17 protein-coding genes are annotated in these 22,027 nt (G+C 66.6%); 5 read left to right on the top strand and 12 right to left on the bottom strand.

Features of this window, described 5'->3' with window-relative positions; translation table 11 throughout:
• The first annotated feature begins 30 nt into the window (after positions 1-30).
• Positions 31-387, top strand: coding sequence for a hypothetical protein (locus tag EJB06_RS01090; protein ID WP_126072149.1), 357 nt, complete (start codon positions 31-33; stop codon positions 385-387).
• A gap of 19 nt (positions 388-406) precedes the next feature.
• Here the strand turns inward: EJB06_RS01090 and EJB06_RS01085 are convergent, their stop codons facing one another.
• Positions 407-1,636, bottom strand: a complete 1,230-nt coding sequence (locus EJB06_RS01085; RefSeq protein WP_126072148.1) for a hypothetical protein — start codon at positions 1,634-1,636, stop codon at positions 407-409.
• Positions 1,637-1,679: 43 nt separating this feature from the next.
• Positions 1,680-3,929 carry a hybrid sensor histidine kinase/response regulator gene (locus EJB06_RS01080; RefSeq protein WP_126072147.1) on the bottom strand — a complete coding sequence of 750 codons (2,250 nt, stop codon included), beginning with the start codon at positions 3,927-3,929 and terminating at the stop codon, positions 1,680-1,682.
• 227 nt (positions 3,930-4,156) lie between these two features.
• Between EJB06_RS01080 and EJB06_RS01075 the strand changes: the two genes are divergently transcribed.
• Positions 4,157-4,606, top strand: coding sequence for a DUF4124 domain-containing protein (locus EJB06_RS01075; RefSeq protein WP_164557763.1), 450 nt, complete (start codon positions 4,157-4,159; stop codon positions 4,604-4,606).
• 3 nt (positions 4,607-4,609) lie between these two features.
• On the opposite strand, the gene EJB06_RS01070 is transcribed toward EJB06_RS01075, so the two are convergent.
• Positions 4,610-8,431, bottom strand: coding sequence for an ATP-binding protein (locus tag EJB06_RS01070; RefSeq protein ID WP_126072145.1), 3,822 nt, complete (start codon positions 8,429-8,431; stop codon positions 4,610-4,612).
• A 144-nt stretch (positions 8,432-8,575) separates the two neighbouring features.
• Here EJB06_RS01070 and EJB06_RS01065 point away from each other — a divergent pair, with 144 nt between their 5' ends.
• On the top strand, positions 8,576-9,313 hold the full coding sequence (locus EJB06_RS01065) for a DUF481 domain-containing protein (protein ID WP_126072144.1): 738 nt from the start codon (positions 8,576-8,578) through the stop codon (positions 9,311-9,313).
• Here the strand turns inward: EJB06_RS01065 and EJB06_RS01060 are convergent.
• The gene (locus EJB06_RS01060) at positions 9,301-9,705 is read right to left on the bottom strand and encodes a GFA family protein (RefSeq protein ID WP_126072143.1); all 405 of its coding nucleotides are present in this window, start codon (positions 9,703-9,705) and stop codon (positions 9,301-9,303) included. The genes EJB06_RS01065 and EJB06_RS01060 overlap by 13 nt on opposite strands.
• Positions 9,706-9,835: 130 nt before the next feature.
• Between EJB06_RS01060 and EJB06_RS01055 the strand changes: the two genes are divergently transcribed.
• Positions 9,836-11,047 (top strand): MFS transporter, encoded by a 1,212-nt coding sequence (locus EJB06_RS01055; RefSeq protein WP_126072142.1) that lies wholly within the window; start codon positions 9,836-9,838, stop codon positions 11,045-11,047.
• Between the two features lie 19 nt (positions 11,048-11,066).
• Here EJB06_RS01055 and EJB06_RS01050 read toward each other — a convergent pair whose 3' ends face one another.
• The 4 genes from EJB06_RS01050 to EJB06_RS01035 form a co-directional block, all read right to left on the bottom strand.
• Positions 11,067-11,591 carry a hypothetical protein gene (locus tag EJB06_RS01050; RefSeq protein WP_126072141.1) on the bottom strand — a complete coding sequence of 175 codons (525 nt, stop codon included), beginning with the start codon at positions 11,589-11,591 and terminating at the stop codon, positions 11,067-11,069.
• Entirely contained in the window at positions 11,578-12,168 is a 591-nt protein-coding gene (locus tag EJB06_RS01045) for an acyl carrier protein phosphodiesterase (protein WP_126072140.1), read from the bottom strand. Before EJB06_RS01045 ends, EJB06_RS01050 begins: the two co-directional genes overlap by 14 nt.
• Positions 12,169-12,272: 104 nt before the next feature.
• Entirely contained in the window at positions 12,273-14,993 is a 2,721-nt protein-coding gene (locus EJB06_RS01040) for a sensor domain-containing diguanylate cyclase (RefSeq protein ID WP_126072139.1), read from the bottom strand.
• 232 nt (positions 14,994-15,225) lie between these two features.
• Positions 15,226-16,056: an alpha/beta fold hydrolase gene (locus tag EJB06_RS01035; RefSeq protein WP_164557762.1), complete on the bottom strand. Its 831-nt coding sequence runs from the start codon at positions 16,054-16,056 to the stop codon at positions 15,226-15,228.
• Positions 16,057-16,250: 194 nt separating this feature from the next.
• Here EJB06_RS01035 and EJB06_RS01030 point away from each other — a divergent pair, with 194 nt between their 5' ends.
• A complete protein-coding gene (locus EJB06_RS01030) occupies positions 16,251-17,363 on the top strand; it encodes a DNA topoisomerase IB (RefSeq protein ID WP_126072137.1) in 1,113 nt (370 codons plus the stop codon).
• Between the two features lie 10 nt (positions 17,364-17,373).
• Here the strand turns inward: EJB06_RS01030 and EJB06_RS01025 are convergent, their stop codons facing one another.
• The 4 genes from EJB06_RS01025 to EJB06_RS01010 form a co-directional block, all read right to left on the bottom strand.
• Positions 17,374-19,194 carry an ATP-binding protein gene (locus EJB06_RS01025; RefSeq protein ID WP_126072136.1) on the bottom strand — a complete coding sequence of 607 codons (1,821 nt, stop codon included), beginning with the start codon at positions 19,192-19,194 and terminating at the stop codon, positions 17,374-17,376.
• Between the two features lie 374 nt (positions 19,195-19,568).
• On the bottom strand, positions 19,569-19,895 hold the full coding sequence (locus EJB06_RS01020) for a ribosomal maturation YjgA family protein (protein WP_229426874.1): 327 nt from the start codon (positions 19,893-19,895) through the stop codon (positions 19,569-19,571).
• Positions 19,896-20,580: 685 nt separating this feature from the next.
• Positions 20,581-20,967, bottom strand: coding sequence for a MerC domain-containing protein (locus EJB06_RS01015; RefSeq protein WP_164557761.1), 387 nt, complete (start codon positions 20,965-20,967; stop codon positions 20,581-20,583).
• A gap of 187 nt (positions 20,968-21,154) precedes the next feature.
• The gene (locus EJB06_RS01010) at positions 21,155-22,006 is read right to left on the bottom strand and encodes a hypothetical protein (protein ID WP_126072133.1); all 852 of its coding nucleotides are present in this window, start codon (positions 22,004-22,006) and stop codon (positions 21,155-21,157) included.
• Positions 22,007-22,027 lie beyond the last annotated feature (21 nt).

Here is a 22,027-nt window from a genome sequence, read left to right as displayed (position 1 = left end):
TATAGTCCATCATCCACCAAAGGTCCCGCCATGGCAGATACGCCCACCACCGAGCAAGGCGCCGACGGCGAACTGCCCTTCCTCACGCTCTGGTATCGCTTCCTGTTCTTCGACTGGCTGTTCGCCGACGTCGGCGCGGCGCGCAATGCGTTCGAACGCCATGCGGCGCTGCAACACAACCGCCGCATGTGCCGCTACTTTCCGGTCTACCTGCGGCGCTGGTCGGTGCTGACCCTGTTCGGCTTCGGCATGGGCTGCCTGTTCGAGCGCGCCATGCAGGCCAGCCTGTGGCCGGCCTGGTTCTTCACCTGCGCCTGCCTGACCCTGAGCGGGATGGTGGTGATGCTGGTGGCCTGGGCCTTCCTCGCCAACGCCAGGCGCAACTGATCGGCCGGCGGGCGCCGGCTCAGGCCTGGTAGAGCGTCGCTTCCAGCGGCTGGCCATCCTCGCCGAAGCGCGCCGCCACCCACATCGAGACGATCCCCAGCGCGGCCAGCGCATCGCACACATCGTCGAGCTCACCCTGCAGGTCGGCCGCCACGTCGAGCGGTTTTTCCAGCGAGGCCAGCAGGACGCCGGCCGGATCGCTCAGGTTGACCCGCATCACCACCTCGTCTTCCACGGCGGCCGGGCCGATCACGGCGCGCACCTCGGCCGCCGCCACCCCGCCCTCTTCCAGCGCCGCGTTGACGTCGCTGATCATCTGCAGCATGGCCAGTTCGGCCACGCCCTGCTCCTTGGCGCCGTAGAACAGGTCCTGGTACAGGAAGTGCAATTCCAGCGCCGCCGGGTCGCGCGCCAGGCAGCGCTTGACCAGCGGCCCGGCCTGCACGGTCCAGGCGCGGTAACGCGCCATGCGCGCCTCGAAATAGGCGTCGGCCGCGGCGTCGTCCTCCGGGGCCGCGTAAAACGGGTCGTCCACGCGCTTCATCGCGAAACCGAGCAGGAAGCGCAGTTCGACCGCCGTGTCGGCCGGGCCGAAATGGGTCGCGGCCCAGCCGCTCATGCTGCGTTCCAGGGCCGGGCGCGCCACCAGTTTTTTCTCGGTCATCGAGCCGGCCGCGTCGCGCACCATGTCGTTCAGGTGGCTGTAGGTGATGGCGTCGACTTCGTCGAGGTCGTAGGCGTGGCTGATCATCACCACCGTCGCGTCGGGGCTTTCCAGGCCGCCCTGCTTGATGCTGGCGACCAGCGCGTCGAAGGCCTCGCCGTCGTTGAAGCCGTCGGCTTCCTTCAGCCCGCCCGTGCTGTGGACGAAGACCGGCAGCGCGAAGGCGTCGATTTCCATTTCCGGGCCGCTGTCGCGCCGCAGCGTCACCGTGCCGGCCGCCTCTTCGATGCGCTCGCGCAGCAGGCGGTAGGCCAGCGCGTCGCTGTAGCGCGCACGCTCGATGGCGCCGTACAGGACGTCGTCGTTCTTCTTGCGCATGGCGTTGCGCACCAGGCGAGCCAATTCGAGGTCGCGCGCGGCGGTCGCGGCGTCGGCGCCATTGTCGCCCTCGCCCTCGCCCTCGCCCTCGCCCTCGCCGGCGGCGACGGCCAGCGCCAGGTCGGCCAGTTGCTGGGCCAGCACATCGTCGTCCTCCTGCGGCGGGACGGCGGATTTGCGGGGGACGGGACGCTTGTTTTTGGGCATGGGAAGACGGGTCGGTGGCTAATGAGGCGACATGGTAGCAAATTTAAGCCTGGCGCTGGGCATTCCCGCGTCCGGCCGCCTGGCGCGGCAGGCGCAGCAGTTCGAGCACGTACTGCGGATCGGCCGGCTTGGCCAGGTGATGGTCGAAGCCGGCGTCGCGCGCCAGCTGCTGGTCTTGCGGCTGGCCGTAGCCGGTCAGGGCGATGAACAGGGCGTCGGCGAACTCGGGCATGGCGCGCAGGCGGCGCGCCAGCTCGTAGCCGGTCATGTCGGGCAGGCCGATGTCGAGGATGAAGGCGTCCGGCGCCTCCGACACGGCCCAGGCCAGGGCGGCGCCGGCGTCGTAATAGGTGCAGACGTTGTGGCCGCCGGCCGCTTCCAGGAACAGCGACAGGCTGATCGCCCCGTCCACATTGTCGTCCACGATCATCACGCGCAGCGAGGGGCCGGACACGTCGCCGCGCCGGCGCCGCGGCGGGACCGGGCCGCCGGCCTTGGGCTCGCACGGCAGGGTCACGGTGAAGCTGCTGCCCTGCCCCGGTCCCGGGCTGGCGGCCGTGACCTTGCCGCCGTGCAGCTCGACCAGGCTGCGCACCAGCGCCAGTCCCAGCCCGAGTCCGCCCTGGGCCCGGTCCGGCGTGCGCTCGCCCTGCGAGAACAGGTCGAACACGCGCGGCGCCAGTTCCGGGGCCAGCCCTTCGCCGCTGTCGCTGACCACCACCACCACGTGCTCGCCCTCCAGGCGCGCATCGATGGCGATGCGCCCGTTGGGCGGGGTGTACTTGGCGGCATTATTGAGCAGGTTGGCGAAGATCTGGACCAGCCGGGTCTGGTCGCCGCGCAGGCGGATCGGGGTCGGCGGCAGCCTGAGCTCGACCTTGTGGTGCGCCGACTCGACCAGGCTGTGGGTCTGTTCCAGCGCGCGCTCGATGACCGTGTCGAGTTCGATGTCTTCCAGGCTCAGGGTGACCAGGCCGCGCGTCACGCGCGAGACGTCGAGCATGTCGCCCAGCAGGCTGTTCATGTGATCGACCTGGCGCGAGATCACGTCGCTGGCGTAGCGCACCCGGCGCGCGTCGCCCGGCTGCAGGCGCAGCAACTGGGCGGCGGTGCTGATCGGCGCCAGCGGATTGCGCAGCTCGTGGCCGAGCATGGCCAGGAACTGGTCCTTGGCGCTGTTCTGCTGTTCGGCCATGCGGCGCGCCTTCATTTCGCCGTCGAGCAGGGCCTGGCGCTCGGCCTCGGCGTGGCGCCGGTAGGCCTGGGCCTGCAGCATCTGTTCGCCCGCCGCGTGCAGGGCCGCGTGCAAGGCGTTCATCTCGACCACGCGCGAGCGCACCGGCTTGGGCGACTGGCCGGCCCCCAGCTCGGTGGCGGCCTTGACCGCGCGTCCGATCGAGCGCACGTGCTGCCCGCCGAAATACGCGGCCAGCGCGGCCGCGCACAGCATCGCCGCCAGCAGCCCCATGGCGGCGACGAAGGAAGCGTGGCGCGCCGAGCGTTCGATCAGCTCGACCGGCGCGGCCACGGCCAGGGTCCAGCCCGACAAACCCGAATGGGTGAACACGTCGTAGGCTTCGGTGCCTTCCAGGGTGTTATGGCGGATCTGGCCGCTGTGCGCGCGGGCGGCGGCCGCAATCAGTTCCGGGCGCGCCTGCCTGCCGACCAGGGCGCCCGGATTCTGGCTGCGCGCGATGAAGCGGCCCTCGCTGTCGATGATCCCGACCACCCAGCCGGGCGGCACGTCGACGCTGGCGATCAGGCGCGTGAAATGGTCGGTCGAAAACGCCACCGTCAGGACAAAGCGCTTGCCGTCGTCGAGCGGCACCGGCACCGTCACCGTGGTGACCAGTCCCTTGAACACCGGGCCCGGAATCACATCCGAGACGAAGGTTTTCTGGGTGGCGATGACGTGCTGCACCAGGCCGCTGGCATGGGGCTTGGGCAATTCGCTGCCGTAGGGAAGCAGCGTATTGATCAGTTGCTGGCCCTGGGCGTCGAGCAGGACGGTCCAGCCGGTGCTGCCGCGGTTGGCGCGCCGCGCCTGGGCGTAAAACGCCTTCAGGTCGCCGTCGGCCAGCGAAGGCGAGCCGCCCAGCACGCGCAAGCCCGCTTCGGCGCTGTAGAGTTCGCGGTCGACCAGCAAGGCGATGCTGTTCGCGCTTTCCCTGAGCCCGCGCAAGGCCGCGTCGCGCTCGGCGTTTTGCAGCATGCCCAAGGCCAGTCCGGCGAACACGATCACCGGCACCAGGATGCCGGCGGCCATCAGGAACAGATAAGCGCGAATATGCATGCCAATTGCCGCCTGTAATCAGTGTATTAGCTGAGACCGCTTGTTTACAACATTGTACTTTCCTTATCGGCGTGCCTGGCGCGCCGGCCAAGCGTGCGCGCCCGTTTACGCCAGAATAATAATTCCATGAGCGAAATTTCAATGCAAAAACAACAGCGTGTGGTAACGAACAGATCATGGTCGACGAACTGCGCAGAATGGACACATACGCAAACAGGAGCACCACCATGATTCACCGAGCCCTTACCCGCAGCATGTTCTTCGCCGGCCTGATGTTGTCCAGCACCGTCTTCGCCGACCCGGACATCGTCAAATGCATCGACAGCGACGGCAAGGTCACCTTGACCGATGCGCGCTGCCCGGCGGCGGACCAGACCGTGGCGGTGGTGGCCGGCGGCACCGGTCCGGCGGCGCCGGAAGAATCCGGCGATGAGAACGAGATGGCCGCGATCGCCGGCGAATCGTCGGACACGCCGGCCGGGGCCAGCGCGCCCACGGTCGAGCGCCATTACACGGCGGCGGTGTGGCCCAAGCGCGACTTTCCGGGCGTACGCAAGCATGCCGGCGGCGGCCTCTCGCGCGACGTGGCCACGCTCAAGGCGGCCCGCCACAATCTGATGTTGCAGGACAGCGCGGCCCAGGCGGCGCGCTCGCAGCGCCTGGCCGCATTGCAATAGCGCTCAGCGCAGCTGCGCGGCGATTGTCTCCAGCAAGGACTGGACCTGGGAGAAATCGGCAGGCTTGGTCAGGTGGACATCGAAGCCGGCCGCGCTGGCGCGCTGCTTGTCGGCCTGCGCGCCCCAGCCGGTCAGTGCGATCAGCCTGGCCTGCGCCATGCCATCGATTCTGCGCAGCAGCGGCGCGGCGGCGTAGCCGCTCATGTCGGGCAGGCCGATATCGAGGAACACCACCTGCGGCGGCGCAAGCGCGGCCAGATCGAGCGCGGCGGCCCCGCTGTGCGCCACCGTGACCTGGTGGCCGCCGAATTCGAGCAGGGTCGCCAGGATGCTGGCGGCGTCGACATTGTCGTCCACCACCAGGATGCGCAGCGCCCCCTGCGCGGCGGCCGGCTCCGCCACCAGCGCAGCCGGCGCCGCTTTCTGCTCCTCATCGTGCCGCTCCTTATCGTCCTGCTCCTCATCGCGCAAAGGCAGCCATACCGTAAAGCACGTGCCCTGGTCCACGCCGGCGCTGTGCGCGCTCACCCGGCCGTCGTGCAGCTGCACCAGGCGCCGCACCAGGTTCAGGCCCACCCCGATCCCGCCCTGCGCCATGCCTTCGCCGGCCGGCGACTGGGCGTACATGTCGAACACCGTCGGCAGCAGCTCGGCGGCGATGCCGATCCCGTTGTCGCTCACGCTGATCGCCAGTTCGCCGTTCTCGCGGCGCGCGGCGACCTCGATGCGCCCCTGCGGCGGCGTGTACTTGGCCGCGTTGTTGACCAGGTTGCTCAGCACCTGGGCGATGCGGTGGCGGTCGATGCACAGCGTCACCGGCGGCTGCGGCAGATGCAGGCTCAGGGTATGCCGGGCGGCCTCGATCAGCGGCATGCTCATGTCGATCGCGTCGTTCATCACGTCCGCCAGCGCCACCCTGGCAAGCCGCAGCGCGACCTTGCCTTCGGTCAGGCGCGCCATGTCCAGCAGGTCGTCCACCAGGTGCACCATGTGCTCGACCTGGCGCCGCATCACCGCCTGGATCCTGGCGGCCGCCGCTTCGGCCGGCAGGGTGGCCATCAGGTCCAGTCCGGCGCGGATCGGCGCCAGCGGGTTGCGCAGCTCGTGCGCCAGGGTAAACAGGAACTCGCTCTGCAAGCGGTTCTTCTCGGTCAGTTCGCCGGCCAGGCGCCGCTGTTCATCCTGCAACAGCATGCGGTCGTGGATGTCGATCACCGTGCCGACGAAGCCGGCCGGCGCGCCCGCCTCGTCCACGCGCGGCATGCCGGCGTCGACCGCCCAGCGGTATTGGCCGTCATGCCGGCGCAGCCGGTAGTCCATCGAAAACGGGGTCATCGTCGCATTCGCGCGCAGGAACACCTCCCTGCAGCGCTGCAGATCGTCCGGATGCAGGTTCTCCAGCCAGCCCACGCCCAGGTCCTGGGCCGGGGTGCGGCCGGTCAGCTCGTACCAGCGCTGGCTCAAATAGGTGCACTGGCCGTCGGCGTCGGTGGTCCACAGGGTGGCGGGCGAGGCGTCGATCAGCGAACGCACGTAGGCATTGCGGGTGGCCGATTCGCGCTCCTGCTGCTGGCGCTGGCGGGCCAGCAGCACCTGGCGCCGCACGCGCGCCAGCAATTCGCTGGTGGAAAACGGCTTGACCAGGTAATCGTCGGCGCCGGCCTGCAAGCCTTCCACCTTGGCCTCCTCGCCGGCGCGCGCCGACAGCAAAATCACCGGCAGCTGGCGCAGCGCCCCGGTGGCGCGGATGCGCGCGATCAGGCCGAAGCCGTCCAGCCGCGGCATCATCACGTCGCTCAGCAGCACGTCGGGCGGATCGGCCAGCAGCTGCGCAAAGGCGGCTTCGCCGTCGCCGCACAGCGCCACTTCCGCGTACGGCGCCAGCAGCGAGGCCAGGTAGGCGCGCATGTCGCTGTTGTCGTCGGCGATCAGGATGCGCGGCCGCGCCGCTTCCGCCTGCAAGGGCGAGGCGGCCGGGCGCGGCGCCGGGGCCGGCGCGCCGCTGTCGGCGTCGGGCAGCCAGCGCAGCGCTTCCTCGACGAAGGCCGCGCCCGCGCGCGGCGTGGCCGGCGGCGCGGCGCCGATGCGCTCGGCCGGCAGATGGGCGTGGCCGAGCGGAATGGCGACGACGAACTCGCTGCCTTCGCCCTCCACGCTATGGGCCGTGATGGTGCCGCCGTGCAGGCGCGCCAGTTCCTGGATCAGCGCCAGGCCGATGCCGCTGCCTTCCATGCTGCGCCCGGCGGCGCCCTCGATGCGGTGGAAGCGCTCGAACACGCGCCCCAGCTCCGCTTCGGCAATGCCGATGCCGCTGTCGCGCACCGACAGGATGGCCATCCCGCCGCGCTCGCGCAAGCTGAGCGCCACGCCGCCCGCCAGGGTGTACTTGAAGGCGTTCGACAGCAGGTTGAGGACGATCTTTTCCCACATGTCGCGGTCCACCCAGGCCGGCTGCGACAGCGCCTGCACGTCGAGCGTGTAGGCCAGCCCGCCTTTTGCCATCGCCGCTTCGAACACGCTGGCGATATCGGTGGTCAGGCGCGCCAGGTCCAGCGCCAGGTAGCTGGCCTGCACGCGGCCGGCCTCGATGCGGGAAAAATCCAGCAGCGAGTTGACCAGTTTCAGCAGCCGCAGGGCGTTGCGCTGGGTGGTTTCGAGATGGCGCCGCTGGGCCGGCGCCAGGCCGTCCGAGGCCAGCGCGTCGTCGAGCGGGCCCAGGATCAGCGTCAGCGGGGTGCGCAATTCGTGCGACACATTCGAAAAGAAGGCCGTCTTGGCGCGGTCGATGCGCGCCAGCTCCGCGATCCGGCCCTGCTCGCGCTCGTAGGCGGTGACGTTGCCGATGGCGGCGTTGAAGGCGGCATTGAGCAAGGCGTAGAAATTGCGGTACTCGGCATCGAGCGCGCGGCAGGCGCTCACGCCGGCCACCACGAAGCCGAAGGGCTGCTGCTGGCCCGGCAGGGTCAGCGGCAATACCATGGCCGATGCCGGCGCCTGTTCGTACGGACCGCAGGCAAGCGCGCCGAAGCGGGCCGCCAGGCCATCGACGCGCTGCGGCTCGCCGCTGGCGGCGCTGGCGGCAAACGGCCAGCAGGCGTCGTCCGGCGCGCACACGGATGGCGCCAGCGCGCTGCCCGGGGCGATGCCGGCGCTGCCGCGCAGGTGCAGCGCGCCGCTGCCGGCATCGCACTGGTAAAACAGCAGAAACGGCACGTCGAGCGGCAGTTCCGGGTCCGGCACGGCCAGCTGGCGCCCGATCTCGTCGATGGTGCGGGCGCTGTCGATGGCGGCGCCCAGCTTGCGCAGGCTCTGGGTGCGGCGCGCGTTGAGCACCTGGACCGTGGTTTCCGTGATCGGGTGAAAGATGCCGCCGACCTGGCCCGACTCGTCGCGGATCGGCGAAAACGAGAAGGTCATGAAGGCTTCTTCCAGGTAGCCGTCGCGGTCGAGGAACATGCGCTGGTCCTTGATGTAGGCGCCCTCGCCCTGCTGGGCGCGCTCGAACTTGTCGCCCACCACCGGCAGCGCCGTGGCCCAGCACACCTTGAACGGCTCGCCCATCGAGGCCGGATGCTTGCCGCCGCAGATCGGCCGGTAGGCGTCGTTGTAGATCTGGATATATTCCGGCCCCCATGCCACCAGGATCGGAAAGGTCGACGACAGGCACAGGCTGACCGAGGTGCGCAGGCTTTGCGGCCAGCGCTCGAGGGGGCCGAGCGGCGTGCGCGACCAGTCGATGGTGCGGATCAGGGCCCCCATCTCGCCGCCGCCGGAGAGCCAGCTGACATCATCGGGACCGATCGGCGTGAAGTGGTGCTCGGACATGGTGGCGGGGCTCGGTCTGGAACGCAGGGAAACTTCCCATTCTAAAGCACAACTCCGCCGCCACCCAGCGAATCCGCTGCGGCGGGCGGACAAAGCCGAGCTCGGTTACAATGCGAACAATCTTTCACCCGCATCAAGCCGCACATGAAATTTCTACCGCTCATCGCCATGGCTGTGGCCTGCGCCCCGGCCCTTGCCGCCGACCGCAGCGACGACAGCTGGCACACCTCCGCCGAACTGGGCGCCATCAGCACCTCCGGCAACACCGCCGGCACCTCGGTGTCGGGCAAGATCGACGCCCGCCAGGAGCTCGACGACTGGAGCAACCAGTACGTCGTGGCCGGCCACTTCAAGGAAGACGAAGTCAACGACGACGAGGGCAAGCGCAGCTCGCAGCGCTCGGCCGAACGCTATTCGCTCTCGGCCAAGGCGGCCTACAAGCTGGTCAAGGACAATGAAAAGCTGTTCGTGCTGGCCGCCCACGTGGGCGACAAATTCGGCGCCTACACCACCTACACCACCATGGCGGTCGGACGCAGCACTCGCTGGTACAGCTCGCCGGCGGCCACTGTCGACGTCGAAATCGGCCCCGGTTATTTCAGCGGCGAGCGCGCCACCGGCGAACCGGAAAGCGGCTTTACCGTGCGCGGCGCGGCGGCCATGCGCTGGCAGGTGAGCCCGAGCGCACAGTTCTCGCAGATCGTCAGCGTCGAACGCGGCACCTCGAATATCCATTCGATTGCCGAATCGTCCCTGAGCACCAAGATCAACGGCACCATGCAGATGAAGGCGGCCTTCAGCGCCCGCAACGACACCAACGTGCCCGCCGACAAGAAGAACACCGATACCCAGACCTCGCTGACCCTGGTCTACTCGTTCTGAGGGCGCGGGCCCGGGTAATGCGGGGTGCCGTCGTCGCCGCGGTCCCAGCTCAGGCGATACCCGTCGAAGGTATGGTCGTGCGGGGCCAGCGGCTCCGGATCGTCCAGGCTGCAGGTGGTGACGTCGATCTCGTCCGGACAATCGCTGCGGGCGTAGCTCAGCTGGGTGCCGCAGGCGCCGCAAAAGCTGCGCGTCACGCCTCTACTCGACTGCCATTGCGCGGGCCTGCCGGCGGTGATGCGATAGTCGGCGCGCGCCACGCTGAACCAGGCCACGTGCGGCGCCGCGCAACTGCGGCGGCAGGTCGGGCAGTGGCAGATCGTCCGGTGGAACACCTGGTCCGAGGTTTCGTAGCGCACCGCGCCGCAGCAACATCCTCCCAGCAAGCTCATGCTCTTCTCCCCGCAGTCAATCGGCCTCGATCGCCAGTCTGCCATGCGTTGGCGCAGCGTGGCGCACGGCGCCGGCAAAGCGGGCCGATTGCGCGGATAATTGCACTTTTGAAACAGATCGAGCACGCCGATGCCCCCCGCTTCCCCCCTCCCCGCCAGCGCCGTGCCGCTGCTGTCCCTGGCCGCCTTCGGCAGCGGCATCTCGATGCGCGCCGCCGATCCGCTGCTGCCGCTGCTGTCGACCGAGTTCGGGGTGGCGCTGGGCGAGGCCTCGCTGGCGATCACGGTGTTCTCGATCGCGTATGGCGTCGCGCAGCTCGGTTTCGGTCCGCTGGGCGACCGCTACGGTAAATACCTGGTGATCGCGCTGGCGGCGCTGGCCAGTTCCGCCACCGCCCTGCTGTGCGCCGCCGCCGGCAGCCTGCCCGTCCTGCTGGCGGTGCGCCTGCTGGCCGGAGCCACGGCCGCCGCCATCATTCCCCTGTCGATGGCCTGGATCGGCGACGTGATCGACTACGAACACCGGCAGCCGGTGCTGGCGCGTTTCCTGATCGGCCAGATCCTGGGCGTGTCGGCCGGCGTGCTGGTGGGCGGCTTCGCGGCCGACGCGCACCAGTGGCGCCTGCCCTTCCTGCTGGTGGCGGCGATTTTCCTGCTGGTCGGGCTGGGATTGCTGGCCTTGAACCGGCGCCTGCCGCCGCATGCGACAAGCGTGCGCCCGATCGCCGGCAGCGCCGCGCGCCACATGCTGGCCGAGTTCGGCCACATCGCCGCCCTGCCCTGGGCCCGGCTGGTCTTGCTGACCGCCTTCCTGGAAGGCGGTTTGCTGTACGGCCCGTTTGCCTTCATCGCCAGCCACCTGCACCACCAGCACGGCATGTCGCTGGCGCGCGCCGGCGCCGTGATCATGCTGTTCGGTTTCGGCGGCTTTGCCTTTGCCATGGGCTCGAAGGCGATGCTGGCGCGCCTGGGGGAAGCCGGCCTGGCGCGCTGGGGCGGCATCGTGCTGGCCCTGTCGCTGGCCGCGGTCGGGCTGGCGCCGCTGTGGTGGCTGGCGATGCCGGCCAGCTTTTGCGCCGGCCTGGGCTTTTACATGCTGCACAACACCTTGCAGACCAACGCCACCCAGATGGCGCCCGAGCGGCGCGGGGCGGCGGTATCGGCCTTCGCCTCCTGCTTTTTCATGGGCCAGGCGATGGGCGTGGGCGTGGCGGGACTGCTGCTGGCCTGCGTGGGAACGGCGGCGCTGCTGGTCGGCGGCGCGGCGGGATTACTGGCGGTGGCGCTGCACTTTGCGCGCCGGGTGCGGCTCAAACAAGCGGCAGGCAAGGCCGGCCCCTGATGCGCGGCCCCGCCCTTGTTCAACCATGCGCGGGCCCGACGCGCTCGCACAATTGCGCGTAACGCTCTTCGGACACGCCGAGCCGGCGCAGCCAGTTGCCGAAATACAGCTGCAACTTGTCGCTGTCGGCGTGCTTGCCCAGATGGAAACGCTCGAAATCCTTGCGGTTCTGGATCTTATCGGCGATCAGCATCTGGTTGACCTCGTCCACGCAGCTGAGGGCGATCGCGTCGTCCGCGCCCTCGCAATGGTGCGCCAGATAATCGTTGGCGACGCGCCGGTATTCCATTGCCAGCAGCACCACCACCGGGTCGGGCTGCGATTCGGCGAACAGCGATGCGCTGGCCAGCGCCGCCAGCAGCGCGCTGTCGTCCTGGACCAGGGGATGCAGGCAAAACGCTTCCTTGGCCTGTTCCGGCGCGCCGATTTCATCGAGCAGCGCCAGGCCTTCATCGATGTGCGAGATCAGCAGCGCGCCCGAACGCGCGGCGCGCCGGTCGCCGTAAAAGCGGCGCACCGCCGCGTAGTGTTTATTGTTTTTCATTGCGCTGGCTTTCTACAAAAGTGATCAATTCGGGAAAAAACACGTCGAAACCGTCGGCAATCGTGGCGGCGTGCCGTTCCAGGTCGCCCAGGGCCTCGCGCATCACCTCGCCGTTTCGCGACAGCCGGGTCGAAATGCGGCGCACCGCCAGGTCCACCCCGGCATAGCTGCGGTAGGAGCCGAGCCAGTCCTGTTCGATCATGTACGGCGCCATTTCCGCCAGCCTGGACGGCAGTACCGCCGCGTGCCGGGTCAGGGTGCCGTAGAAGGCGGCGATGAAGGCGGCCAGCGGCACCTCGGAGTAACGCGCCCAGCGCAGCGCCAGCACATGGTCGTAGAACACATCGAGCAGGATGCCGGAATAGCGCCGGCCCGGACCGTCGAACAGGCTCTTCGCGGTCAAGACCACAGGGTGACTGTCGGTAAATGTGTCGACCTTGCGATGCATCAGGATTTCGGCTTGCATCGCGGCGCTGAATTGCCCGTCGGCACTTGGTTTGACGAAGTCGCCCAGCAGGGCGCCGAGCATGGCCTCCTCGCTGTGGCGGGCCAGGTAAATATGCGCAAGGTAATTCATGTGGTGCCTGGAAACCGGTGATCGGGATGGCAGCATGCCTGAATCTTCGATTTCTTGCAGAAAACATCAGAAACCATGCCGACTGGATAAACATGACACGGCATCTACTTTACCGAGGTCATCGCATAGCGGTTGCGGCCGGAATCCTTGGCGCGGTACAGGGCGTCGTCGGCATGCTTGAGCAGGGTGTCGACCCCGGCCAGGCCGTTCTCGGCGGTCGCCACGCCGATGCTGGTGCTGACGATGCGCGCCACGCCGTCGATGTCGAAGGGCTTTTCCATGACCTTGATGATCTTGCGCGCCACCACCGCGCATTCGGCCACGTTCTGCAAGCCTTCCAGCAGGATCACGAATTCGTCGCCGGCCAGGCGGCCCACGGTGTCGCTCTGGCGCACGCAGGCGCCCAAGCGGCGCCCGAATTCGACCAGGACCGCGTCCCCGCCGCTGTGGCCGAAGCTGTCGTTGATCGACTTGAATTTGTCCAGGTCCAGGTACATCACCGCCATCACCGTGCCGTTGCGGGCGCTGCGGGTCTGGGCGCGCGCGATGCGCTCGGTCAGCTGGGTGCGGTTGGGCAAACCGGTGAGCGCGTCGAAGCGGGCCAGCGCGCTCAGCTGTTCTTCGAGCAGCTTGGCATCGGTCACGTCGTTGACCAGGCCGGTCACCCCGACCGCGTTGCCGGCCGCGTCGACCTGCGGAATGTAGGTGGCGTGGTAGTGGCGCTTCTCGCCGCCGTGCATGCGCGCGAAGTCGAACCTGACGGTGCGCCCGGTCAGCGCCTCGTCGAAGGCGCTTTGATGGATTTCTCCTTCGGCCTCGCTGAACAGGCTGCGCACCAGGCTGCCGTGGATGCGCGCCAGCGGCAGCCCGAACCAGCTTTCGTGATGGCGGTTGACGAAGCCGAAGCGGCCCTCGCGGTCCATGAAATTGACCAGCGCCGGCAGGTTGTCGGTCACCGTGTGCAGCAGGCGCTGCTGCGCGGCCAGGGCCAGCTCGGCCGCCTTGCGTTCGGTGATGTCCATCACCATGGTGTAGAAACCGGCCACCTTGCCGTCCAGCCCGACGTCGGGAATGTATTCGGTCTGCAGGTAGCGGTTGCCGGCAAGCTCGACGGCGGGCCGCTCGAACGAGCCGCGCCGCCCGGCCAGCGCCGCCGCCATCTGCGCCGCCACCGCCGCGAATACCTGCGGCCCGAACACGTCGCTGACGGTACGGCCGACGATCCGTTCCGGCGCGATCCCGGTCACGGTGCCGTAGGCCTGGTTGCAGAAGCTGTAGCGGTATTCGGTATCGATGTAGCCGATCAGGGCCGGCATATTGTCGGCGATGGTGCGGATGCGCTTTTCGCTGGCCGCCAGCACCTGCTGGGTCGCCTTGAGCTCGGTGATGTCGTCGACCAGCACGAAGTAGCCCTGCACCACGCCCCGGGCGTCGATGTCGGGGTTGTAGGCGACCCGGTCCCATTGGGCCAGGCCGTGGCGCTGCACCTGGCGCTCGAAGCGCACCGCGCGCCCGCTCAGGGCGGCGTCCAGGTAGGGCTTGCTGACCTTGTAGACCGCCTCGCCGACCACCTCGCGCACGGTCTTGCCGGGAAGCTGGGCGGCGGACACGCCGAAATAGGCGCTGTAGCGCTCGTTTCCGAAGACAAAGCGCTCGTGCTTGTCGACATAGCCGACCAGCGCCGGCAGGTTGTCGGCCACCAGGCGCAGATTGCGTTCGCTGTCGGCGACGGCGCGCTCGGCCTGGTCGCGCTCGCTCATCAGGGTATCGAAGGCGCGCCGCAGCTCGCCGATTTCGTCATCCGCATACGGTGCGCCGGGCACCACGGCGCCGCGCCCGGCCGCCATCTGCTGGCGCAGGCGCTTCAAGGGCAGCAACTGGCGATCGATCAGCAGCCAGGCGACCGGGCCGATCACCAGCAGCAGCAAGGCGGCGATGATGGCGGCATTCCAGCGGATCTTGTTGGCAAAGGCGAACGCCTCGGCGGTCGGGTAGACGGCGCACAGCAGCCAGCCGGTGCTGGCCAGGCGCTTGTACGAGACCAGGGCGTCGGCGCCGTTCTCGGCGCTCGAGCGCAAGGTGCCCTCGAAGCCGGCCATGGCGCGGTCGACCGAGGGCGCGCGCTTGCCGCTCTCGCCGATGTGTTGCAGGATGCGCCGCTCGTCGGGATGCGAGACGAACTCGCCCTCGCGGCTCAGGATATAAAAGTAGCCGGTCTTGCCGACCTGGCCGATCGACAGTTCCTTGATGAAGCTATCCTTGGCCAGGTCGATGCTGCCGATCAGGATGTGGCTGATCTGGCCATCCTTGCCGTGAATCGGCGCGGTCATGATCACCACCGGCCGGCCGCTGATCTGGCTGCGCAGCGGGCGCGAGATGATGGGGCCGTCGCTGCGGATGGTATCGACGAAATAATCGCGCGTGGAAAAATTGACCTGGCCGCGCGTGTCCGGATAGTCCATGTTGGCGACATGTTCGCCCTGGGCGTCGAGCACCGACAGGTTGGTAAAAAAGCCATCCATGCTGTGATGCTCTTCCAGCTTGTCCTGGAAGGCGGAGGATGGGTGGGCGCGCACTTCGAGGTCGCGCGCGAGGCGCACCAGGGCTTGCTGGCGGATATGGAATTTGTTGTCGAGGCCGCGCGCGACCTGGCTGATCAGCGACGCTTCGCGCTCGCCGACCACGGTTTCGATGCCGCGCTGCACGATCAACACCGCCGCGACCGTCAACACCGTCGCGGTCAGGACGATCAGCATGCCGACCGCGAGCGAGAAACGCGCCTTGAGCGAGAGAGGGCCTGGTAACCAGCGGCGACGGTTGGACATGAGGTGATTGTCGGTATTGGTTCAATGACGACGAATCGGCGGGGCAGGGCCGGGAACTTGTTCTCGCCGGCGATGCATTGGCGGCGACGATTGCACTGCCGGCGCGGGTTATGGCGCCGGCGAACTGATGCCACAGAGTGTACATTATTTCCAAGACGGAATAACGTTCCCTCGCGAAACAACAACAGTTTCTGCCGCAACATATATGCAGCGCAAACCCTTTAGCTTCAGTTCACACGCTTCCGGTCAAAGTCGATGCTTCCGGCGCGCCGATGGTGCGCAGGAAGCGCTGCAGGGCGTCGGGAATGCCCAGCACCTCGTCGTGGGTGGCGGCGATCAGCAGGCTCGAGCGCGGCAACAGGCGGTGCAGTTCGCGCGCCGCTGCCAGGGGATGGGCCGGGTCGCCGGGCCAGGCCACGATCAGGGCGGGCACGGCGGCCAGGGCGGCCAGCGCCTCGCGCGGCGGCAGGTCGGACCGGGCCGCCCCCTCGAACAGGCAGGGGATCGATGGCGCGGCCATGCGCAGCGTGGCATCGCGCATGGCCGCGCCCATCCGCGGCGCCGCCTGCAGCAGCCAGGGCGGCAAACCGGCGTCGGTGGCGGCCAGCCTGGCGAAGCGCGCCGGGCCGACCGCCTGGCACAGCCGCAGCGCGCGCCGGTACAGGGCCGCCTGCGCGCTGCGCCCCTCCCACACGGCCGGCGGCAGCATCAGCACCAGGCCCTGGATGCGCGCCGGGGCTTGCAGGGCGGCATGCAGTACAGTGGCGCAACCCATCGACCAGCCGCCGCCGACGAAGCTGGCGGCCGCGCCGGCATCGGCCACGGCCAGCATGTCGCGCGCCAGTTGCGGCCAGGTGTGCTGGCGCGGGTCCGTGGAAGCGGCGCTGGCGCCGTGGCCGCGCGCGTCGTAGCGCAGCAGGCGCCAGGTGGCGGGGAATCGGTCCCAGCGCAGGATGCCGAGAGCGTCCTCGGCCGCCATCGATCCCATCATCCCGTGCGCCCAGAGGAAAGACGGGCCGGCGCCGGCGATGTGGATGTTCAATCCGGATGGGTGCAGGGTCATGGCGGGGGCGATCGGCGCACTGGAGACGGGATACGGGATACGGGATACGGGATACGGGAGGCGCAATGTAGCACGGCGCCGGCCGCGGCGGTGCATGCGCGGCGCCAAGCGAACCGCTGTCCTCGGCGCTCCCGTGTAGTATTTGACATGAGATCGACGGCGCTTCGCACGTCGCCACCACCACCGAGTCGACGATGAAACGAGATGAACCCAGCGCCGCGCCCCCTGCACCTTCCGGCGAGGTGCTCGCCGCCGCCAGATCCGCCGGATTACGCTATGTTAACGACAGTGCGCCCGGGATCACGCGCAAGGCGCGCGCCAAGGACTTTGTCTATCTCGATGCCAGTGGCGAGCCGATCGGCGACGACGACACGCTGGCGCGGATCCGCGCGCTCGCCATCCCGCCGGCCTGGACCGACGTGTGGATCTGCAAGTCGCCCAACGGCCACCTGCAGGCCACCGGGCGCGACGCCAAGAAGCGCAAGCAATACCGCTACCACGCCAGGTGGCGCACGCTGCGCGACGAGGTCAAGTACGAGCGCATGATCAGCTTCGGCAAGGCCCTGCCCGCCATCCGGCGCGCCGTCGACGCCGACCTCAAGCGCCCCGGCCTGCCGCGCGAAAAGGTGCTTGCCACCATCGTCTACCTGCTGGAAGCGACCATGATGCGGATCGGTAACGAGGAATATGCGCGCACCAACAAATCCTTCGGGCTGACCACCTTGCGCGACCGCCATGTGCGCATCGACGGCAAGGCGGTCGAATTCCGTTTTCGCGGCAAGAGCGGCGTGTTCCATAACGTCAAGGTGGAAGACAAGCGCCTGGCGCGCATCATCAGCCGCATCCGCGACCTGCCGGGGCAGGAACTGTTTCATTACGAAGATGACGAGGGCAAGGCGCACACGGTCGATTCGTCCGACGTCAACGATTACCTGCGCGAGATCAGCGGCGAGGACTACACCGCCAAGGATTTCCGTACCTGGTCGGGCACGGTGCTGGCGGCGCTGGCCTTGCAGGAATTCGAAAAATTCGACTCGGAGGCGCAGGCCAAGAAAAACATCGTCCGCGCGATCGAGTCGGTGGCCGAAAAGCTGGGCAATACGCCCTCGATCTGCCGCAAGTGCTATGTGCACCCGGCGATCCTGGAGGCGTATCTGGATGGCACGGTACTGGAAGCCATGCGCGAGAGCACGCGGCGCGAGCTGGTCGAGGATTTGCACGCGTTGCAGCCGGAAGAAGCGGCCGTGGTGGCGTTCTTGCAGCAGCGCCTGCAGCAGGCGCCGGTCAAGCGCAAGGCGGCCGCCTAGGGGCAGCCTGCTACGACGCCAGCTTTTCTCTGACGGAACCCAGCCGCCCGGCCAAGTCACGCTTGATTGCAGTAAGCAAAAACCATCGATGCGACACGACCGCGGCCGTCAGTCCTTCGTCCGAGAGCCCCGTGCGAAAGACCTCCGGCCCCCATCGTTCGTCGTGCGACAGGGGACGCAGGACGACCACGGCCTCGGCCAGCGCCTGCTCGAACCAGCGACGTACTTCGAGCGTGCAGATTTTTCGCAAGGTATCGTCGCCGACCTCGCTTGTCATGCGGCGCCTGGCCTCCTCGACGCTCCATTCGAGCAGGTCGGCATAGAAGCTGAAACGCGCATTCGCCGTCACGACATGGCTGGTGTGGGTATATGTTGCCGCGCGTCCGGGCGGAACGGTGCTTCCTTCCTCGTCCCAGACAATCCTGGGAATCGGGTCGGCGTCGATGCGCTTGGCCCGCAAGCGGTTCATCTCCTCATGCGCGCGCCGCAGGTAGTCGCTGCCGACGCGTTCGATCGCATCGGTGTCCGGTGGCGGGCCAGGTTCGGGAGGGCGCGCTTCTCGCGGACGCTCGGTTTGCGTCGTACGGCCAATCAATTCGGGCTCGACACGTACGAGTTTTCCCGCATTCGACCGTTTGAAACGCGCCTGTTCCAACGCGGCCTCGACTTCCTTGAGATTCTTGAGAATCGATTTTCGGTTATCTGCATGATCGGACGACACCTGTCCGGCCATGAAACCAGCGAGTTGTTCCGGCATTTCATCCGCGAATGCGGCGCCGATACCGGCGTAGTCGACTGGAACGTTTCCCTTCAATACCAGACTCGAACGCGCCGCGTTCGCGCCAATCACGTTGGTCGGTTCAACATAGATCACCACGCGGCCGAAACCGGCGTAAATACCGAAATCCTTCAATGCCGAAGTGCGTTCCGTGCCGCCACGCACATGATATAACTCGCCCTGATAAAGCGCGGCGACGTGCCCACGGTTATTCCACGCCTGCCCCCCGGTCTCGGGTTCGGAAAGAAGCCACCAAAGGACATTGGCTTCACTGCGGCGTAGCCGGACCACCCCGGAACAATCGGAATGTTTATCGAGATAATAATGTTGGCCACGGATGATATGGTGAATCGGGCGCATCGCGTGAATGCCGGAATCATAAATTTCCGAAGGACGCAACACGCGCACGGTAATTCCGGGCGGCAGTTCATAATATCGGCGCTCGAGAAACGCCGCGACCCACTGCGACGGAAATTCCACGCCGCGTGGCGCCAGCGTCGTATCATCCTGCCTGGATTTGCCCAGCAAGACGACCGATACGCCACTGTCTTTGATGATCGGATGCTTATCGCTGCCAGGCAGCGGCAGCCAGTAGTCGACACTGCCGTCATCGGGATTGCGCGCCCCGATTCTTCCGTAACGGCCCTGGTGATGGCCAAGTATCGTCACGGAACCGACACCGTCTTTCCAGGCTTTGTACATGACCCCATGCGGATTGCGGACGGCTGCGGTGATTTTCGCCCCGATTCCGAAATTCTTGTCGAAAGCTTGCGTACCACCGGACGCGGACAGGCGGTTAAGATTTTCCTGAACCTCATCCGGCGTCATGCCGATGCCATTGTCTGTTATCCGAAGTTTTTTAACGCCGGCTATTTCCTCAAAATCGATCTCGACCCTGCCGTCGTCCACGACGCGCTTGCGCAGGATCGCTTCGAGGGCATTCTGGACCAGTTCTCGAAGATATTGGAGCGGGCCCGCCTCCTTTGCAAGGTTTTCCAGCAAGAAGCCGACATTGGCGACTCCCATGTCATCAATTAATGCAATGCCAGGCATAAGCCCTTTCCTCCCCCGGAACCCGGCCGTAGCGGGGTCGCTCAGGTTGACGGTCAGCGCGGGATGGAACGGCTACGGCGGTTCGCAAGCCGCGGGAACATGGTCAATATGCATCAGTCCGATAAAGCAAGCGATCATCGTGCGACGCATATCGCCTCCATGGTAGATCGTCTGCGCCGATAATCAAGGACGAATGCGATATGCCGAATACAGTTAATCGCATAGGGGCTGCCATGTATGTTTCAAATCAATTTCGCAAATTAAATTTCAACTGGCCAGAGGCTAAATACCATGGAGACATTTTCGGACGGAGACCTGCCCAAGGCAAGCTCATGACCTGCGCCACAGATGCTGCTCCCGCGCCGAGCGGACGCCTAGCGCAGCATGCCCCGCGCCCGGTCCAGCAAGCCGCCGATGCCTACGCCCACGGTGTAAGCGACCAGGTCGCGCCAGTCGAAGCCGCTGCCGAGCACCAGATGGCCCAGTTTGGTGGCGCGCAGGTGCCTGATCCACGGGGCCTGGTACAACTGCAGGAATTCGACTGCGAACGCGGTGAGCAGGGCCAGCATGACCAGGGTGCCGGTCTTGGCGCGCGGCAGGCAGAACGCCCACAGCAAGAACACCAGCAAAGCCCATAGCGCATCGCCGGGGTAGTTGCCGAAGTAGTGCGACAACACCGACGGGTATGTGCGCGTCGCCATGCCGCACGCGATCACGATGACACATCCCGCAGCAATCCAACGTCTGTCACGCACCATCCGGGCAACCCTCTTTCTGTCAATATAGTCTGATGGCGGTGGCGATATTGCCGCCGGCCTGGGCCGAAAATCAAGGCCGCTCATCATACAAGAACATGGGGCCCCTCGCGGTACATAATTGCCGATTCACAAGCCGCCTCGCCTGACGGTGTATGATCCGCAACCTCACTTTGCCCCACCTCGCCTCATGCCTTCATACATCTGGTCTTGCCTCGCTTGCGGTAACGCGAACAGTCCGGCCGAGTCACTCTGCATCCAATGCACCTGCCCGGCGGCCGCCTCGACGCGCCAGATAACGGCGTTTCGCGACGCCCATCGGGCGCGTGGCGGCACGGTCCTCCCCGGCGCCGGCAAACTGCCCGAAGACGGCGATAACGACGTACCGAAAGCGCTGTGGCATGTACTATCCTGGCTGATGAGATTTGTCCTGGGTATGCCAGGCAGACGATGACCGTCGTTCTCGTGCGGCCTCGATGGGCGACACGCCGCCGCGGGCCGGGATGCTGCTCTTTGCGCATGGCGGCCATGGCATGGGATGAAGGCGGGGCTGGGCAGCGCGTGGCACAGGCCGCACCGGGCTGCGGACGGGCCTTTCCGAGGCGCGTACGTAAAGCGAATCAGCCTGCGCTCAGCAGCAGGCCGGCTTCTTGGCGATCGCGCAGCTGACGCAGAACGAGCGGTTCTTGAGGTGGGCGGCAAAGATGAACAAGCCGCCGAGGCTGGTCAATATCGCTTCGGCGCCGTGGCCGTACAGCGGGCCGACCAGCAGCACCGCCGCGCAGCAGCAGGCGAAGCCGCAGGCGCCGAGCGCCAGGACCAGCGAGCGCCGATGCTGGCGAAAGCCGGCCACGAGGGCCACCAGCGCCGGCAGCGCCACCAGGATCAGCAGCCAGGCATGCAAGCCATCGTCATGCGGGAACCAGTCGACCAGGGGAAAGGCCGCCAGCAACAGCGGAGGGCCGAGGCAATGCAGCAGGCACAATGCGGCCGCCGTCATCCCGGCGTAGTCCGCCACTCCAATTACTCGTTTTATCATCGACCTGACCAGCCTTGCGCCGCTTGGTGCAACTGTGTTGCAAAACAGGATGATAGCCCAAGCCCACCTCAAATGCAACCGAATTGCATATGCCATGTCCATTGCGGTGCTGTCCACTGCGGTGCCAGGTCTGACAATCGGACACGGACTGGACAGTGCTAACAACTTAAGGCTGAGCTTGTCCACTGCGGTGCCAGGTCTGACAATCGGACACGGACTGGACAACGTTACATCGCCTATCTCGGATGAGGTCGTGTCCACCCCGGTGCCAGGTCTGACAATCAGACACGACCTGGACAATATCCAATGGCGTTTCGTTGATGAGGTCGTGTCCAGTCCGGTGCCAGGTCTGACAATCAGACACGGCCTCGACAATGTCAGATGGCATATCTCGGATGAGGTCGTGTCCGAATTTCAGACCTGACACCAGGGTGGACACGACCTGGACAATATCCAATGGCGTTTCGTTGATGAGGTCGTGTCCAGTCCGGTGCCAGGTCTGACAATCGGACACGGCCTCGACAATGTCAGATGGCATATCTCGGATGAGGTCGTGTCCGAATTTCAGACCTGACACCAGGGTGGACACGACCTGGACAATATCCAATGGCGTTTCGTTGATGAGGTCGTGTCCAGTCCGGTGCCAGGTCTGACAATCGGACACGGCCTCGACAATGTCAGATGGCATATCTCGGATGAGGTCGTGTCCGAATTTCAGACCTGACACCAGGGTGGACACGACCTGGACAATATCCAATGGCGTTTCGTTGATGAGGTCGTGTCCAGTCCGGTGCCAGGTCTGACAATCAGACACGGCCTCGACAATGTCAGATGGCATATCTCGGATGAGGTCGTGTCCGAATGTCAGACCTGACACCGGGGTGGACACGGCCTGGACAATGTCAGATGGCATATCTCGGATGAGGTCGTGTCCGAATGTCAGACCTGACACCGGGGTGGACCCGGCCTGGACAATGTCAGATGGCATATCTCGGATGAGGTCGAGTCCGAATGTCAAACTTGCACCGGGGTGGATACG

It is taken from the genome of Massilia atriviolacea (assembly GCF_003953935.1).
Taxonomy (GTDB): Bacteria; Pseudomonadota; Gammaproteobacteria; order Burkholderiales; family Burkholderiaceae_D; genus Telluria_A; species Telluria_A atriviolacea.
The sequence above is the reverse complement of the archived record's forward strand: the minus strand, read 5'-3'. Positions and strand labels throughout refer to the sequence as shown.

Bases quoted from the DNA above. Each gene is read 5' to 3' on its own strand.
- EJB06_RS01090 (WP_126072149.1), top strand. From the start codon at position 31: ATGGCAGATACGCCCACCACCGAGCAAGGCGCCGACGGCGAACTGCCC.
- EJB06_RS01025 (WP_126072136.1), bottom strand. From the start codon at position 19,194: ATGCCTGGCATTGCATTAATTGATGACATGGGAGTCGCCAATGTCGGC.
- EJB06_RS01050 (WP_126072141.1), bottom strand. From the start codon at position 11,591: ATGAAAAACAATAAACACTACGCGGCGGTGCGCCGCTTTTACGGCGAC.
- EJB06_RS01035 (WP_164557762.1), bottom strand. From the start codon at position 16,056: ATGACCCTGCACCCATCCGGATTGAACATCCACATCGCCGGCGCCGGC.
- EJB06_RS01045 (WP_126072140.1), bottom strand. From the start codon at position 12,168: ATGAATTACCTTGCGCATATTTACCTGGCCCGCCACAGCGAGGAGGCC.
- EJB06_RS01080 (WP_126072147.1), bottom strand. From the start codon at position 3,929: ATGCATATTCGCGCTTATCTGTTCCTGATGGCCGCCGGCATCCTGGTG.
- EJB06_RS01040 (WP_126072139.1), bottom strand. From the start codon at position 14,993: ATGTCCAACCGTCGCCGCTGGTTACCAGGCCCTCTCTCGCTCAAGGCG.
- EJB06_RS01030 (WP_126072137.1), top strand. From the start codon at position 16,251: ATGAAACGAGATGAACCCAGCGCCGCGCCCCCTGCACCTTCCGGCGAG.
- EJB06_RS01070 (WP_126072145.1), bottom strand. From the start codon at position 8,431: ATGTCCGAGCACCACTTCACGCCGATCGGTCCCGATGATGTCAGCTGG.
- EJB06_RS01075 (WP_164557763.1), top strand. From the start codon at position 4,157: ATGATTCACCGAGCCCTTACCCGCAGCATGTTCTTCGCCGGCCTGATG.
- EJB06_RS01020 (WP_229426874.1), bottom strand. From the start codon at position 19,895: ATGGCGACGCGCACATACCCGTCGGTGTTGTCGCACTACTTCGGCAAC.
- EJB06_RS01055 (WP_126072142.1), top strand. From the start codon at position 9,836: ATGCCCCCCGCTTCCCCCCTCCCCGCCAGCGCCGTGCCGCTGCTGTCC.
- EJB06_RS01060 (WP_126072143.1), bottom strand. From the start codon at position 9,705: ATGAGCTTGCTGGGAGGATGTTGCTGCGGCGCGGTGCGCTACGAAACC.
- EJB06_RS01065 (WP_126072144.1), top strand. From the start codon at position 8,576: ATGAAATTTCTACCGCTCATCGCCATGGCTGTGGCCTGCGCCCCGGCC.
- EJB06_RS01085 (WP_126072148.1), bottom strand. From the start codon at position 1,636: ATGCCCAAAAACAAGCGTCCCGTCCCCCGCAAATCCGCCGTCCCGCCG.